The 15,503-nt window shown below is 67.5% G+C and carries 13 protein-coding genes; 6 read left to right on the top strand and 7 right to left on the bottom strand.

Annotated elements, in window-relative coordinates; all coding sequences use genetic code 11:
- On the top strand, positions 1-830 hold an 830-nt coding region (locus AC1DZC_RS07780), incomplete at its 5' end, for a substrate-binding domain-containing protein (RefSeq protein WP_477042826.1).
- A gap of 456 nt (positions 831-1,286) precedes the next feature.
- On the opposite strand, the gene AC1DZC_RS07775 is transcribed toward AC1DZC_RS07780, so the two are convergent.
- From AC1DZC_RS07775 to AC1DZC_RS07760, 4 genes are all read right to left on the bottom strand, one after another.
- Positions 1,287-3,212 (bottom strand): glycoside hydrolase family 127 protein, encoded by a 1,926-nt coding sequence (locus AC1DZC_RS07775; RefSeq protein ID WP_477042825.1) that lies wholly within the window; start codon positions 3,210-3,212, stop codon positions 1,287-1,289.
- On the bottom strand, positions 3,209-4,087 hold the full coding sequence (locus AC1DZC_RS07770) for a carbohydrate ABC transporter permease (RefSeq protein ID WP_477042824.1): 879 nt from the start codon (positions 4,085-4,087) through the stop codon (positions 3,209-3,211). Before AC1DZC_RS07770 ends, AC1DZC_RS07775 begins: the two co-directional genes overlap by 4 nt.
- A gap of 10 nt (positions 4,088-4,097) precedes the next feature.
- The gene (locus AC1DZC_RS07765; RefSeq protein ID WP_477038088.1) at positions 4,098-5,006 is read right to left on the bottom strand and encodes a carbohydrate ABC transporter permease; all 909 of its coding nucleotides are present in this window, start codon (positions 5,004-5,006) and stop codon (positions 4,098-4,100) included.
- Between the two features lie 89 nt (positions 5,007-5,095).
- Positions 5,096-6,415 carry an ABC transporter substrate-binding protein gene (locus AC1DZC_RS07760; RefSeq protein WP_477042823.1) on the bottom strand — a complete coding sequence of 440 codons (1,320 nt, stop codon included), beginning with the start codon at positions 6,413-6,415 and terminating at the stop codon, positions 5,096-5,098.
- 110 nt (positions 6,416-6,525) lie between these two features.
- On the opposite strand from AC1DZC_RS07760, the gene AC1DZC_RS07755 reads away from it, so the two are divergent.
- Positions 6,526-7,740 carry a LacI family DNA-binding transcriptional regulator gene (locus AC1DZC_RS07755; RefSeq protein ID WP_477042822.1) on the top strand — a complete coding sequence of 405 codons (1,215 nt, stop codon included), beginning with the start codon at positions 6,526-6,528 and terminating at the stop codon, positions 7,738-7,740.
- Positions 7,741-7,894: 154 nt separating this feature from the next.
- Here the strand turns inward: AC1DZC_RS07755 and AC1DZC_RS07750 are convergent, their stop codons facing one another.
- The 3 genes from AC1DZC_RS07750 to AC1DZC_RS07740 all read right to left on the bottom strand — a co-directional run bounded on the left by AC1DZC_RS07750 (position 7,895) and on the right by AC1DZC_RS07740 (position 11,429).
- Positions 7,895-8,638: an SGNH/GDSL hydrolase family protein gene (locus tag AC1DZC_RS07750; RefSeq protein ID WP_477042845.1), complete on the bottom strand. Its 744-nt coding sequence runs from the start codon at positions 8,636-8,638 to the stop codon at positions 7,895-7,897.
- A 258-nt stretch (positions 8,639-8,896) separates the two neighbouring features.
- A complete protein-coding gene (locus AC1DZC_RS07745) occupies positions 8,897-9,913 on the bottom strand; it encodes a LacI family DNA-binding transcriptional regulator (RefSeq protein WP_477038085.1) in 1,017 nt (338 codons plus the stop codon).
- 4 nt (positions 9,914-9,917) lie between these two features.
- The gene (locus AC1DZC_RS07740) at positions 9,918-11,429 is read right to left on the bottom strand and encodes an alpha-N-arabinofuranosidase (protein ID WP_477038084.1); all 1,512 of its coding nucleotides are present in this window, start codon (positions 11,427-11,429) and stop codon (positions 9,918-9,920) included.
- A gap of 221 nt (positions 11,430-11,650) precedes the next feature.
- Here AC1DZC_RS07740 and AC1DZC_RS07735 point away from each other — a divergent pair, with 221 nt between their 5' ends.
- The 4 genes from AC1DZC_RS07735 (at position 11,651) to AC1DZC_RS07720 (ending at position 15,444) form a co-directional block, all read left to right on the top strand.
- Entirely contained in the window at positions 11,651-12,916 is a 1,266-nt protein-coding gene (locus AC1DZC_RS07735) for a sugar ABC transporter substrate-binding protein (RefSeq protein WP_477042821.1), read from the top strand.
- 139 nt (positions 12,917-13,055) lie between these two features.
- A complete protein-coding gene (locus tag AC1DZC_RS07730) occupies positions 13,056-13,892 on the top strand; it encodes a carbohydrate ABC transporter permease (protein ID WP_477042820.1) in 837 nt (278 codons plus the stop codon).
- 2 nt (positions 13,893-13,894) lie between these two features.
- Positions 13,895-14,716 carry a carbohydrate ABC transporter permease gene (locus AC1DZC_RS07725; RefSeq protein WP_477038082.1) on the top strand — a complete coding sequence of 274 codons (822 nt, stop codon included), beginning with the start codon at positions 13,895-13,897 and terminating at the stop codon, positions 14,714-14,716.
- Between the two features lie 287 nt (positions 14,717-15,003).
- Positions 15,004-15,444 (top strand): hypothetical protein, encoded by a 441-nt coding sequence (locus tag AC1DZC_RS07720; protein WP_477042819.1) that lies wholly within the window; start codon positions 15,004-15,006, stop codon positions 15,442-15,444.
- The last annotated feature ends 59 nt before the right edge of the window (positions 15,445-15,503 follow it).

Raw genomic sequence — 15,503 nt, 5'->3', positions numbered from 1 at the left:
CCCAGATCCAGGCCATCGAGAACGCCATCTCCCAGGGCCAGGACGGCATCCTGATCACCCCGAACGGCCCCGCTGTCGTCGACGCGATCGCGAAGGCCCGCGATGCCGGCCTGTTCGTCATCGCCCTGGACACGGCACCAGATCCCGCCGACGCCGTGGACATCACGTTCGCGACCGACAACTTCGACGCCGGSRAGMGGATCGGGGCATGGACCGCCGCGMRSCTYGGYGGCRAGRAGGCCGTCATCGCGATGCTGCACCTGTTCGACGACAAGGTCGTCTCGGTCGACTACAACCGCGGCCAGGGCTTCCTGACCGGCATGGGCATCGACACYGCCGACCCCAAGGTCAACGGCGACGAGGCCGAGTCGGGCACCTACTCCGGCGGCGACTACACGATCGTGTGCAACGAGGCCGCCCAGGGCAGCGAGGACGGCGGCACGACCGCCATGGAGACCTGCCTGTCCAAGAACCCCGACATCAACGTCGTCTACACCCTCAACGAGCCCACCGCCTACGGCGCCTTCCAGGCTCTGACGGCCGCCGGCAAGACCCCTGAGGACGTCCTGATGACCTCGGTCGACGGCGGCTGCGCCGGCGTCGGGTACGTCGATGACGGCATCATCGACGCGACCTCGCAGCAGTACCCCGTCCGCATGGCCGCGGAAGGCGTCGCGACGATCGCAGAGCTTGCCCGCGGTGGCGAGCCCACGCAGGTGAGCCCCGGTCTCGACTTCTACGACACGGGAGTCGCGCTCGTGACCAACACGCCGGTCGACGGCATGGAGAGTATCGACAGCACCGAGGCAGCCGAGATCTGCTGGGGCTGACCGATCCTGCCCGCCGGTGCCGCAAACGATGCGGCGCCGTCGGGCAGCATCGGCGACGACAAGGACGCCGCCGGCATGGCCGGCATTAAGGGCAACCGCGACCTCAGAGGACTCCGCGTGTCCCCCTGGACCACATCGCCGCCCAGACCCGGCACCGCCACCTGAAGGTCCTGATCGAGCACTACATCCGCCCCATGGAAGCACTCGCCATCACGACCAGCCGCGACCTCGGTGTCTAGCCGCCTGCACCGCTCCGGTCTCCGCATCACCGCTCGCAAGTCCAAGGTGCGCCACGCCAACCGTTGTCCCTCGCTCACGAAGGAGCCGCTGCGCGCCAGAATTCGCGCCCGCGAGCACCCCGACAGTGCCCCCGAGACGGACGAGCCGCGACCGAAGCAGATCGTGCGCTTGGTCGTTGCACGGTCTCGGTGCCTTTCGTGCTTTCGAATGATCCGATCACGCCAGCGGAATCCAGACCCTCATGGCCGCCGGCCCACGATTTGCCCAGTCGTGGTATTCGGTCAGTGCCACCTCTGTAGTCAACCAGTCGGATGGGCGCTCGTTTGTCGAACGGCCGTAGGGCCATGGGGCATCGGTGCGACGGTCTAGCTTGAAAGTCGCAATGACTCGTCCCGATGCCTCGCTGAGTGGCACCGTCGCATCCAAGCGCAGGTCGGCGATGTCGGTGCCCTCTCCAAGCATTCTGAGGTCTACAGACTCGACGCACAAGACGAGCGGCCCGCGCTCTACCGCGACACAGTTGCGGATTGCGTCGATGTGCGGGTCGGGGACGGACAGCCTCGCCGCCATCGGCAATGTCAACTCCACGACGTCACCCGCGAGGAACGCCCGACGCACGGACACCGTCCCAAGGGGCGCGGCGCGAATACCGTCTGGAGTCCGGAGCGTCGCTCCAGAGGCCCACGACGGCACTCGCAGGGTCAGCGTCCAGGGGTGTTCCTCGGTGGTGGCGACCGTCACCCGCACAGTTCCGTCGCGGGGGTACTCGGTCTCGACGTCGACAGCGATGGCGCGACCGTCGGCCAACGTCGTCCGGATGCGCGCGGGCGCGTACTGGTGGATCTGCAGTCCGTCGTCGTCGGCGGTCGCGACGTAAGTCGAGATGCTGGCCAGCGTGCGCGCCACGTTCGGCGGGCAGCAGGAGACCGCGAACCAGGGCGCACGCAGCGACGAGGACGCCCGTGGGACGGCCTGGTCCGTAGCCGGGACGGTCCCCGGGCGCCTCTGGTGCAGGGTGTTGGTGTAGTAGAACGCGGTCCCGTCGTGCGAGGGGGACGTGGCGACGACGTTGTAGAGCGTGCGCTCCACCAGGTCCGCGTACCGCGAGAGGCCCTGGGCGAGCAGGAGTCGCCAGGAGAACATGATCGACCCGACTCCAGCGCACGTCTCTGAATAGGCGCGGTCGGGCGGGAGCACGAAGTCGTCGCCGAACGACTCGTCCATGTGGTGCGAACCCTGGCCACCGGTGATGTAGGTCCGGTGCGCGACGGTGTTCTCCCACTGGGTGGTCAGGGCGGCAAGCAAGTCGGGGTCCTGTGTCTCCACGGCGACATCGACCGCACCGGCGGCGAGGTAGTTGGCCCGCACGGCATGCCCGCGCAGGACCGTGGCCTCCCGCACGGGGACGTCGTCCTGGTAGTACGCGCGGCCGTACTCGATGTCGCCGAGGGTGCCGGTCCCGCGTCGCTGGACGAACAGGGCCGCCTGCTCGACGTAGCGGGAGTCCCCCGTGGCCCGACCCAGCTCGGCGAGCGCGGGCTCGATCTCGGCGTGCCCGCAGACCGCGATGCGCCCGTCCGGCCCGAAGGTCGCGACGACGTGGTCGGCCGCGCGCCGTGCGACGTCCACCAGCCTGTCGTCCGCCGCCGGGCGCGTCCTGAGACGCGCGATCGCCGCCTGGAACAGGTGCCCATAGCAGTAGAGCTCGTGACCCCACTCGAGGTCGGAGTACCGGGCGCCCTGACCTGCGCGCCCGAACGCGGTGTTGAGGTAGCCGTCGGGTTCCTGGGCCGCCGCGATCCGAGCGACCAAGGCGTTGAAGCGGCGGTCGAGGTCTGCGTCGTCGGTCCGGCCGATCTCCCACGCCATACCCTCGAGCAGCTTGTACACCTCGGAGTCGGAGAATTCGCGTCCGGGACGGTTGCCGAGGGTGCCGTCCGCGGCGCGGTCGAAGTTGCCGATCCAGCCTTCCCGCTCCATCCAGTACTCGATGTGGGCGAGGGTCCGGGTGCCGTTGACCGCCTGCCGCTCCGCCCAGAACCCACCCGTGATCTCGACCTCGTCGAGACCTAGGGGGCGCAGCGCGCCCCGGGACGGGGCGACCGGCGCGGCCACGGTCGTCGTGGTGGTGGTCATGGTCATCCCTTGAGCGCACCCGACATGAAGCCGCGCACGTAGTGTCGTTGGAGCAGGAGGAAGAGCACGATGCAGGGCACGGCCAACACGACGACCCCGGCCTCGGTGGCGCCGTAGTCGATGACGCCCTGGACCTGCACGCGCAGGTTGGAGACGGCGAGCGGGAGCGTCATCTTGTTCGTGTCGTTGATCAGGATGAGCGGCGCGAAGAAGTCGTTCCACGCCGCGAGGAACGCGAACAGCCCGACCGTGATCAGACCCGGCCGCACCGCAGGCAGCAGCACCCTCCAGAGGGCGGAGAACGACGAGCACCCGTCGACGAGCGCGGCCTCGTCCAGCTCACGCGGGACGGACTCGAACGAGATCCGCATCATGAACGTCGAGAACGGCAGCTGGAACATGGTGAGCACCAGCGCGACGCCCACCAGAGAGTTCGACAGGCCCACCTTGTTGAGCAGGACGTACAGCGGGATCAGAAGCGAGGCGTACGGCACCATGAGGATGGCCAGCGTGACCATGAAGAGCAGGTTCCGCCCCGGGAACCTGAACCGCGCGAACGCGTAGCCGCCGAGCGTCGAGATAGTCAGCGTGAGAACGACGCACAGGCCCGATACGAACACGGAGTTGGCGAGGTACTGCCAGACGCCCGCTTGGTAGTGCACGAGCGTCTCGTAGTTGCCGAAGCCCCAGCCGTCCACCTGACCAGTCCCGGGCAGCGGGGAGACCGAGGCGACCCCGGTCCACACGAGCGGGTACAGGAAGATCAAGGCCAGCGCACCGGAGAACACCCAGAACGGGGTCCGCATCGCGACGCCGCCGATCCGGGTCACGGGCGCGGTGCGCGCGGGAGCAGCCGTGGGCCGTGAAGTTGTCGTCGTCATGATCGGTGCCTCAGTTCTCGTCAGAGCCGCGGAAGGCCCGCAGTTGGACGACGTTGATGATGACGAGAGCGGCGAGCACCATGACGGAGATCGCGGCGGCCTGACCGAGGTCGTTCTGTCCTTGGAACGCGACCGAGTAGATGAGCTGGACGACGGTGATGGTGCTGTTGTCGGGTCCGCCTTTAGTCAGGATGTAGAACTGCTCGAACGCGAGCAGGGACCCGGTCACGCACAGGATCGTGGTCAGGGCGATCGTGGGCTTCAGCAGCGGGATCGTGATCTGGCGGAACGTCTTCCACGGGCCCGCGCCGTCCATCCGTGCCGCCTCGAAGACATCGGTCGGGATGGCCTGGAGGCCGACAAGCATGAGCAGCATGTAGAAGCCGGCGAACCGCCAGACGATGAGGAACAGGGTCGAGGCGAGTGCGGCGTTCGGCGTCCCGAGGAACGACCAGCCGAAATGGTTCATCAGCGGGGCGAACGGGCTGGCGATCGGGGAGTACAGGACGTAGAACAGCAGCGACGCCGACGCAAGGCCCAGTGCGCTGGGGACCAGGAACGAGGTGCGCAGGAAGGCCTTCCAACGTGAGGACTCCTGCACCATCAGCGCCAGGCCGAGTCCGAGACCGATCAGCAGGATCGTCGCGAGCACCGTGTACTTCAAGGTGAACCGGATCGAGTCCCAGAAGAAGCTGTTGTCCACCGCGTTCGAGTAGTTGTCCGGGAAGTTGATGCCCTGGTCACCCGCGAGCAGCGGCCACTGCGACCCGCTCATCCGGAAGACGAGGATCAGCGGGATGATGAACAGGACGAGCACGAACAAGGCGGTGGGCGCGGCGTAGGCCCACCCCCGCAGGCGGGAGCCGTTGGCCCGCCGGTTCGTCGTGGCCGCGGCGAGCCGGGCGGTCTGAATCGACATGGGTTACCTCTCGGGCGACGATCGGGGAACCGTCCAGCCGGTGGGGCCGAGTGCCTTCGGGCACCCACCGGCGGGACGTTCAGGCGGGACTACTGACCGAGCACCGCGGTGATCGCGTCGTTGTCCTGGTCGATCGAGCTGCCGTCCCCGAAGACGGCGTTGTGCACGAGGGTCAGCCACGGGCTGTTCGGGGCGTTGAAGGCCTGCTGGAAGTTCAGCGAGACGGGCGTGTCGCCCTGGCCGGCCACCGTGTTGATCGTGACGAGTCGGGGGTCCTTCTGCGCGTAGACGTTGTCCGCCAGATCGCTGCGCGAGACGACGGAGTTGTTCTTTGCGAGTACCTCGACCTGGGCGTCCTCCGACATCATCCAGCTGAGGAAGTTCCACGCCTGCGCGGCCTTGGTCGAATCCTTCGACACGCCGATCCCGTCGCCACCGACGAACGTGGAGCCGCCACCCTTCGGCCCCGGAATTCCCGCGACACCGACGTCGAAGCCCTTTGTCGACGACAGCAGCGTCGCCGGGTACGGCATGAGGCCGACCTGGCCCTTGGTGAACGCCGCGGTCCAGGTAGGTCCGGTCTCAGCCTTCGACGCCGGGAGCACGACGCCCGCGTCCCACATGCCCTTCCAGGCCGAGTAGACGCTCTTGGCGGTGTCGCTGTTGAGCAGGGACTCGGTCCCCTCGGGGTTCATCACCTGGTCACCGTCTGCCCAGATCGACGGGAACCACGTGAACGCAAGACAGCCGCCGCAGCTCAGACCGTCAGCCGTGCCGTAGGTGTTGGGCTTGTTCAGTGCCTGGATCGCCTTGGCATCGGCCGCGTATTCGGTGAGGTCGGCCGGAGCCTTCTCCGGGTCGAGGCCCGCCTCCTTGAACAGATCCTTGTTCCAGAAGAGCATCGACAGGTCCAGCACGAACGGCAGCACGTGCTCCTTGCCGTCTTGGGTGCCCGCAGTGAGGTGGCCCTTGTTGATGTACTGCTTGTAGCTCAGCGCGTCGATCTGGCTGGTCAGGTCCTGGAAGAGTCCCGACTTGACCCAGTTCGGCACGTAGACGATGTCTGCGGCGAAGAGGTCGGGGAGGCCGCCGGAGCCTGCGGCAGCGCCGACCTTCGCCACGTAGTCGTCGTTGGGCACGACCGTCAGCTGGACCTGGTTCTTGTGGGACGCGTTGTACGCCGCGACTAGGAGCTTGGCCTGATTCTCAACAGGCGCACGCGTCCAGAGCGTCAGCTTCGCGCCGTCATCGACGCCTTCGGTGCCGGCGGGCACGGCCGCGCTCGCGCCGCCCGTGCCGCCGTTGTCGCCCTTGGCGCTCGTGCAAGCCGCCAGGCTGATCAGCAGCCCGGCCGTGACGAGCCCGGCGAGCAGGCCTCGACTTGCCGACCGGGTACGGATGTTCCTCATGCTGTCTCCTCGTGCTCTTCGTCGAGCGGGTGCCATCTGCGGCACTCCGGGGTACATGGGCGAAACCGCCATTCGGCGTTCCTAGTGGGGTGGAGCCTTGAACCTCGTCCATGGCTGTGGCTCGGCCCTGGGACGTGCTCGCGGACACCTGGCTTGCGGCCCGCGGGTCTTCCGAAACATACGGAAAAGGTTTTCATAGATTAAGCCGGAGAGCCTGGTGCGTCAACCACCCCGGGCGGTTACAGTTCGATCACGATGCGACAGGCGAGGTTTCGTCGACGAACCAGTTGGAAGGGGGTCCGGTGGCTCGCAAACCGCCCGCTCGCGTCGTCACGCTCTCGGACGTGGCGCGGCTGGCCGGAGTGTCGATTGCGACCGCGTCCAAGGCGCTCAACGGTCGCGACCAGGTCAAGGACACGACGCGGCAGCGCGTCGTCGACGCAGCTGAACAGCTCTCGTTCAGGCCGAATCCGCTCGCCCAAGGCTTGCTGGCCGGGCGCACCGGAACAGTCGGCCTTCTCACCAGCGACCTCGAGGGTCGGTTCGTCATCCCGATCCTCATGGGCGCGGAGGACGCGTTCGGGGCCGGCCAGGTCAACGTGTTCCTGTGCGACGCGCGGGGCGACGCGATCCGTGAGCAGTACCACCTGAAGGCGTTGCTGACCCGGCGGGTGGATGGCCTGATCGTCGTAGGCCAGCAGACCGACCCGCGGCCGTCGCTCGGCCACGACATCCCGGTGCCGGTGGTCTACGCCTACGCACCGTCGGACGACCCGTCGGACCTGTCCATCACACCGGACAACGTGCACGCGGGCCGCATGGCCGTCGAGCACCTGGTCGCGTGCGGTCGGACCCGGATCGCGCACATCACCGGTGAGGTCGCGTACGCGGCCGCCCGGGACCGCGCGCAGGGCGTGCGGGCGGCGCTGCAGGAGGCCGGCCTGGAGCTCGTCGGGGACGTGATGTATAGCGAGTGGTCCGAGGGCTGGGGGCGCGACGCGGCTGCAATGCTGCTCTCCCGGCACCCCGACGTCGACGCCGTCCTGTGCGGGTCCGACCAGATCGCGCGCGGCGTCTTGGACACCGCGCGCGACTTGCACCGGGCGGTGCCCGACGACCTGGCCGTCATGGGGTTCGACAACTGGGAGATCCTCACGACCAACTCGCGCCCTGAGCTGACCAGCATCGACGCCAACCTTCAACAGTTGGGCCGTACAGCGGCACTACGGATGTTCGCGGCCCTCGGCTCAGACGACATCGGCTCGGGAGTCGAGTACGTAGTCGGCAGGTTGGTCATTCGTGGATCGACCATTCCCCGCCGCTAGGGCTCGAACCTCGGCGCGAACATGGTGGACGATCGCAGCTGCAGCGCGGCGAGTTGGGTCTGCGAGTTCTCGCGCGTCTCGACATCGCGCGTCTCAGCGGGACACTCTGCCCGGTGCCAACTTGGTTCACCACCCAGGCATTTTTCGCCACCGCCTAGGAGTCTATGACCCCGAGTCTCTGGAGTTCGATGGTCATTCGTCGGGCGAGCTCGGCGTAACCGTTGTCGTTAGGGTGCTGATACTGGTCGTCGGCGCGCCATTCCGGATGACCGGTGAGCCAGTCGCCTGCGCCGGCAACGTAGTCAGCACCGGCCTCAACCGCGCCCGCCCTCACCGCCTCGGCGACGGCGGTATATTCCGGTGAAACGGGTGCAGGAATCCAGAAGGGCTCGACCACGATGAGTCGCGCCTGAGGCGCCTCTGACCGGAATCGCGCGAAGTCGCTGTGGATCGCCGAGGCAATCGCGTCAATCTGCTGTCCGGCGATGAAGGTGTCATTTAGGCCCATGGTCACGACGATGACGTCGGGGTGCGCTTCGACCACTGTCTGGACGGCGTCGACGGTAACGTCGCGATTCGCGACGAACCCGAGGCCATTGATCGAGGCATTGGCCTCGATCCAGCCTTCCTGCTGACAAAGGAGCGTGCTCCAGCGATGCGCGGCTGAGCTTGCTTGCTCGCCGTACGTGTAGGAGTCGCCGTAGAAGGCAACTGTCGCCCCCCTTGGCGCCGGCGTGCTGGCACCGATAAAGGGTGGTTTCGACCCCGACGGATTCTCGTTGGCGTGGCCGATCAATGTCCCCACGAGGATCGCAAGAGCGATCAGCACGAGGGCTAGAGCTGACGTGATGGCCGGACGTTTCGCCAGCAATGAGGAACGGGAATTCGGGATATCCATGATGAACAACCTAGATCATTTGATGCTCAGCGTGAACCCCTAATGGTGTTTGAATTCGGTACGGACAATGCCGCCTAAGCAGCCATTAGCGTGCGCGGCGCAAAGCTTCTGCTCGGGTTCCAATTTCTCCTTGTTGGGCAGGACGCGGCACCGGCGTGAGCGTTGCCCTATACGCCAGGGCGGCTGCGGATTTTCCGGGTCTGGCTGACTGCTGCCTTGGCCGATGCCCTGTGGGGCGAGGCGGCTGTTCCGCTCTAGTCAGGCCGACCTGCGGACGACCAGCGCGCAGCTAGTGAAGATCTCGGTCGGTGCGTCCGCGCGGCCCTCGACGCGGGCGAACAGAAGGTCGACGGCGTGCTTGGCGATCTGGTGCGTCCCGGGCTCGATCGTGGTGAGCGGGGGGACGCTGAACTCCGCCATGGGCACGTTGTCGAACCCAATGACGGCGACGTCGTCGGGGGCGGTCAGCCCTCGGGCGGCGAGCGCGTGTAGTGCGCCGAAGGCCATCGTGTCGTTGAAGCAGAAGACGGCGTCGGGGGGCTCGGGCAAATTCAGCAGCCGGTCCATCCCCGCGGCGCCGTCGCGCAGGTGCCAGTCCTCGGCGGTGACCACGTATTCGGCAGGGACGTCTCGTCCCTGGGCGGCGAGCGCCGCGCGGAACCCGTCGAGGCGCAGGGACGCAGCGCTGGTGGTGGCGACGCGGGGGTTCGAGCCGATCGCCGCGATCCGACGGTAGCCCCGGTCCACCAGGTACTGGGTGGCAAGGCGTGCGGCCTCGGTGTTGGCCATCGCGACGTGGTCGACGGGTGCCTGGAAGATCCGGTCGCCGAGGATCACGAGCCGATCATTGCCCGTCAGGTGCCGCTCGTCGCCTGGGCCTAGGGCGTGCGGTTGGAAGATCAGGCCGTCGGAGTGCTGCCGGCTCGCGCCGCTGAGGATCGCGAGCTCTTGGTCCCGGCGAGCTCCCGTCTGCTGGATGACGACCGACCAGTCGTGGCGCTCCGCCTCGATCATGATGCGACCGGCGAGGTCCGTGAAGTAGTCGATGCCGAGCTCGGGGATGGCCAGCGTGATCGATCCGGTGCGGCCGGTGCGCAGGCTGCGCGCGGAGGTGTTGAGGCGGTAGCCCAGCTCGTCGACGGCCCGCAAGACGCGGTCCCGTGTCTCGGGACGCACGGACGGGTGTCCCGAGAGCACGTTGGAGACCGTCCGGCCGGTGACGCCGGCGCGCTCGCCGACGTCCGCCATGGTGACGGGGCTCGTCCTGTTGGCCATGCGATCACCTGCCCTCGGTCGCGCACGCTACGCGGACGGTCGCCCACGATACGGGCGGCAGGCGCAGGGTGAGCCTGCCGTCTCGGATGAGAGCCGGCGCGGGGTGCGGGCTCACCGCATCGGGCGCGTCGATCGTGTTCGTCGTGTAGGGGTCCGGCGTCCAGAGTAGGTCCGCACTCACGACGTCGACCGCGCTCACGCCGGCCAGGTCGATCGTGACGTCGGCGGTCGTGCCGGGGGAGCGGTTCGCCAGGTGCACGAGCGCCTCGTCGCGGCTGGGGCTCACAGTGACCACGCAGGTGACGACGTCGTCGGGACCGTTCGTCGCGTGCACGGTGTGCCCGGCGCTCCGTGCGACCGCGGCGAACGGGTGGAACGTCGCCTGGCGCCACGCGGCCCGGCCCGGCTCGGCGCGGATGGGGCCGATGACGTTGACGAGTTGGGCCATGGCGGCGATGGAGACCACATCGGCGTGCCCCACGATGCTCTGCAGCAGCGTCCCGACGACGACGGCGTCCGCGAGCGTGTATGTCTCCTCGAGCAGCCTCGGAGCCTCCTCGAAGGGCCGGCAGTCGTCCAGGGCGTCGTACGCGGCGTAGTTCCAGACGTTCCACTCGTCGAGGCTGATCCGGATGTCGCGCGCGCTGCGGGTTGCCGCCCGGACGTGCGTGATTGTCGCGGCGACGTCGTCGAGGAACTGGTCGAGCACGTCTGACGAGCGCAGGAAGGCGCCAAGGTCGCCGTCGTCGTAGAAGTAGATGTGGCAGGAGAGATAGTCGACGACGTCGATGGTGCGGGTCAGGACGTCGCGTTCCCAGGCCCCGAACGTGCTCATCTGCGGGTTCGAGCTGCCCACGACGACGAGCTCGAGCGTCGGGTCGAACATCCGCATCGCCGCCGCTGTCGCGGCGGCTCGCGCGGCGTAGTCGTCGGCCGAGCGGTGCCCGAGCTGCCATGGACCGTCGGCCTCGTTGCCGAGGCACCACAGGCGGACGTTGTGCGGCTCGGGCGCCCCGTTGACCACGCGCTCGTCCGACAGTCGGGTGCCGCCCGGGTGGTTCGCGTACTCCAGCAGGTGCAGTGCTGACCGGGTATCACCGAGCCCCAGGTTGAGGGCGAGCATCGGCTCGACGCCGGCCCGCCGGCACCACGCAATGAACTCGTCGGTGCCGAAGGCGTTCGTCTCGACGGACCGCCACGCGAGGTCTAGCCGTCGTGGGCGCGCCTCCCGAGGGCCGATGCCGTCTCGCCATTCGTACCCCGAGACGAAGTTGCCCCCGGGATAGCGCACGACGCTCACGCCGAGCTCGCGGACCAGCTCGAGCACGTCGGCGCGGAACCCCTCGGGCGTGGCCGACGGGTCCTCCGGGTCGAACACGCCGCCGTAGACGCCCCTGCCCAGGTGCTCGACGAACGACCCGAACAGCCGGGGGTCGGCGGTCCCGACGCGACGCCCGATGGCGAGGGCCACGGAGACGACCGGGGTGTCGGCATGGTCGGCGGAGGGTGTGGTCACGGGCGAGTCTCCTTCGATTGGCAATTCATCGATGAAATTACGGCCAGCCGTCCCGGCTGTCAACCGACAGACACGATCCGGTCACGACGCTTGACGAAAAGGGTTTCAGGCCGGATCCTCGGTCCAGGGCGAATGGTTCAGCGATGAAATGGCGTCCGATCAAGTTCGCCAGCGTCCAGCAGATGCCCGGTCAACGAAGACAACGAGAGGCGGATTTGCTCATGAGGAACCAACGTCGATCCGGGGCGCTCCTCGCGCTCGCAGGGATCGCGCTCGCGCTGTCGGCGTGCTCGTCGGGCGGCGGCTCCGACGCCGGGTCGTCCAGCAGCGCCAGCAGCGCGGAGAAGGTCACGCTGACGGTGTGGCACTACTACAACACCGACGGCCAGGTGGCAGGCCTGCAGGAGCTCGCCGATGCGTTCGAGGCGGACCACCCGAACGTGACCGTCGAGTTCGAGTACGTGCCTGTGGAGCAGATGACGACCAAGGCGGTCACGGCCGCCGGCGCCGGGAAGGGTCCCGACGTCCTCGTCTTCGGGGCGTCCGGCACGTATTCGCTAGCCCAGGCTGGTGCGATCGAGCCGATGGACAGCTGGTGGGACGAATTCTCCGACAAGGACCAGTTCCCCGAAGGCGTGATGCAGCGCGTCGACGACCAGCTCTATGGGGTGCAGGGCTACGTGAACCTGCTCGGCCTCTGGTACAACCAGGATCTGCTGGACCAGCTCGGCGCCAGCGTGCCCACGACGATCTCCGAGATGGAGGACACCATGGCCGCGGCCGTGGCGGCGGGCAAGCAGGGGATCACGCTGACCGGTAAGCCCGGGCTCGAGAGCCAGTGGCAGGGCTTCCCATGGTTCACGTCCGACGGGTTCTCCTACGGGGACCCGCAGGCCGCACCTATGGCGCAGACATACTCGATGCTCCAGGACTGGACTGCCAAGGGCTACCTGTCCAAGGAGGCGTCCACGTGGGACCAGGCGGTCCCCTTCCAGGTGTTCGCCGCCGGTGACTCGGTCTTCGCGGCCAACGGCAACTGGCAGATCGGCGCCGCCGCGGAGGCCAAGTTCAACTACGGCGTCGCCGAGCTCCCCCTCACCTCGGACGGTGGAGTTCTGCTGGGTGGTGAAGTCCAGAACGTCGGTGCCTTCTCAGAGCACAAGGATCTCGCCGAGGAGTTCCTCGAAGACTCGTTCTTCTCGGTCGACGGAGAGCTCACCCTGCTCGAATCCTTCGGCTCCATTCCCGCACGGGCCGACGCGGCCTCGTCGTCGACGATCAGCGACGACCCGTTGCTGAGCACGTTCGTGGACATCGTGCAGAAGCAGGGCCGGCCCTCACCGAGCCCTCAGGTGCCGTCGAAGAACGTCAACGCTGTCGAGACGTTGGTCGGTGACTACTGGAGCAAGGCCGTGGCCGGTCAGGGAACCCCTGACGAACTCGCCGACGAGCTCATGGTTCAGCTCGTCCCGCTCATGAAGGACTGACGGCTCGATGCAGATGCGCGCGCTCTCGAAGGCCTCCTCCACCTCCTCTCGGGGGTTCGCGCAGAGGCCCCCCTCGTCGGGACACGCCGTCCCGACGAGGGGGTCCGCCGGCAGGCGCGACCGCCGGCTGGCATTCGCCTTGCCGGCCGCCGCGCTGCTGCTCGCGATAGCGATCTGGCCCCTGGTGCAGCTCGGCGTGATGAGCGTGCACGACGTCACAGCCGCGACGTTGAACGACCCGTGGGCGTACATCGGGCTCGGCAACTTCACCTCAGTGCTGCACGACCCCGAGCTCACGGGCGTTGTACTGAACACTCTCGCGTTCGTGCTGGTAGTCACCGTTATCGGCATGGTCGGCGGCTACGTGGTCGCGGTCTCCATGTCGTCCTCGACACGAGGCGGCTCGTTCCTGCTCGGAATGATGGTCTTCGTGTGGGCGCTCCCGCCCGTGGTCAATGGGTCCATCTGGAAGTTCCTGCTCGCGGACAAGGGACTTCTCAACGGGGCGTTCCAGGCGCTCGGTGGGACGACGAGCATCGGCTTCCTGTACGACCGGCACCTGGCGCTCTGGTCCGTGGCCCTCGTCAACGCGTGGGCGGTTGTGCCGTTCAACGCACTGATCCTTCGGGCATCTCTGCTCAGCGTCGACCCGCAGGTCTTGGAGGCAGCAGAGATCGACGGCGCGGGCCCATGGCAGCGCATCCGCTACGTGCTGACCCCCTCCGTACGGCCCGCCGCCACCGTTCTCTCCGTGCTGACCGTGGTCTATGCCTTCCGCAGCTTCGACTTCATCTACGTGATGACAGCCGGCGGGCCCGGTACCTCCTCCACGACGCTGCCGTACCTCGCCTACGTCCACGCGTTCGTCGAGCTCAACTACGGGCAGGGAGCTGCCACAGCGCTCATCGCTCTGGTGGTCGTGCTCGTGCTCGCCCTCGTCTATGCCCGTGATGTACGCCACAACGAGGAGGACTGACGATGACCCGGCACCGACGCGAACCGGTCGCCTTCAGCATCCGGACCGCGCTCTACGTCCTGTACGGACTCCCGCTGCTGTGGATCGTGCTCACCTCACTCAAGAGCCAAGGTGACGTGCTGTCCTCCCAGGCCTCAATCGTGTTCCGCCCGAACCTCGACGCCTACCGCGCGGCACTCGCTGACCCAGCCCTGCTCGACTCGCTCCGGCAGTCGGTGATCGTCTCGGTCGGCACGACCGTGCTCTGCCTCGTGTTCGCTGTTCCGGCGGCATACGCGCTCGCCCGCGTGCGTGCCCGGCTCGTCGTCCCAGCGCTCGCAGTCCTGGTCGTCCTGCAGATGGTGCCGCAAACCGCCAACCTCATCCCCCTGTTCTGGCTCCTGTCGAGCTGGGGCCTGATCGACACCACACGGGGCCTCGTGCTCGCGGACGCGGCGCTGTTCCTCCCGTGGGCGATCCTGCTGCTGCGCCCTTTCTTCGGGGCGATCCCCGTCTCGATCGAGGAGGCCGCCCGCATCGACGGCGCAGCAGTGATGCGCTCATTCCGCTCGGTTGCCCTACCGCTCGCACGAAACGGCGTGCTGACGGTCGCGGCGATCGTGTTCCTCGTGACGTGGGGCGAGTTTCTCTACGGCATCACGTTCATGCTCACCCCAGACAAGTACCCGCTCAGCGCGCTCATCGCCGTGCAGTCGGGCGCGTACGGCGTCGACTGGCCAGCGATGATGGCCTTCGCGGTTGTCTCGGCCGTGCCGGTGTTCTTCGTCTACGTCGCGAGCTTCCGTCTGCTGCGGACAGGATTGACCATGGGGGCCGTGAAGTAGTTCCGGGCCTTGCCACAGCACGAGCCGTGTCGGGCCGGTCTCGACGATCGCGGGACCGGCCCTCCGGCACGTGGCACCGTCGGCTGGCGCTGTCAGCTGCGGGGACCTCGAGCGGTCGACCTGTCCAGGCTGCGAGGTGGCCCGACGTGGCGGGCGTTCACAGAACAGCTCAGCGGCAACCGCGCCGACGTCGCACTCGGCGGGGCGTTATTCAGGGGGGCAGGGATAGAATCCACCGAAAGTGCTGGTCAGAGGCCACGCCGGGATCCTGGAGACAGGAGCCTGACGTGGCCATCGGCCATTTGTCGGACATCGTGCCGACTCGACCTGTTGCCGGGTATCCGTTGCGCAAGGTCCTGACCTGCTCCATCTCCGCGCGGGGCCCCGGCAAGGTCGATGGACGCGAACGCCACGTCAACACCGACAGGCCGCCGCGCGCCAAGGTGCTCGGCTGCGTCCAGAAGGACGCTCATCGCTTCGAGAGCAGTGGGACCGCCAGCTCCCGGCGCCTCAGCCGTTGGGCCGCGTGCTGCGGACTCCACAAACTCAGCGATGGGTATCAGGTCGGCCCGGGCTGCGACCACCAGCTACTACGCATCGCCGACCGGCTCCGGAACGGCGTGCTCGCAAGCCGCGCCCTGTTCGATTGGTCAGCTGAAGACGGCCGTTCGACAGAGCGACGAAATGGAGTAGATCATACATATGACGTTTCCCCAATCCTCCGGTAGAGTCCGAAACCGGATCGTGACCAACGACGGTCGCCGGCCGACACCGAAGGAGACGCGCT

This window comes from Cellulomonas sp. P2_B4 (assembly GCF_056404795.1).
This window is presented reverse-complemented; position numbering and strand designations above follow the sequence as displayed.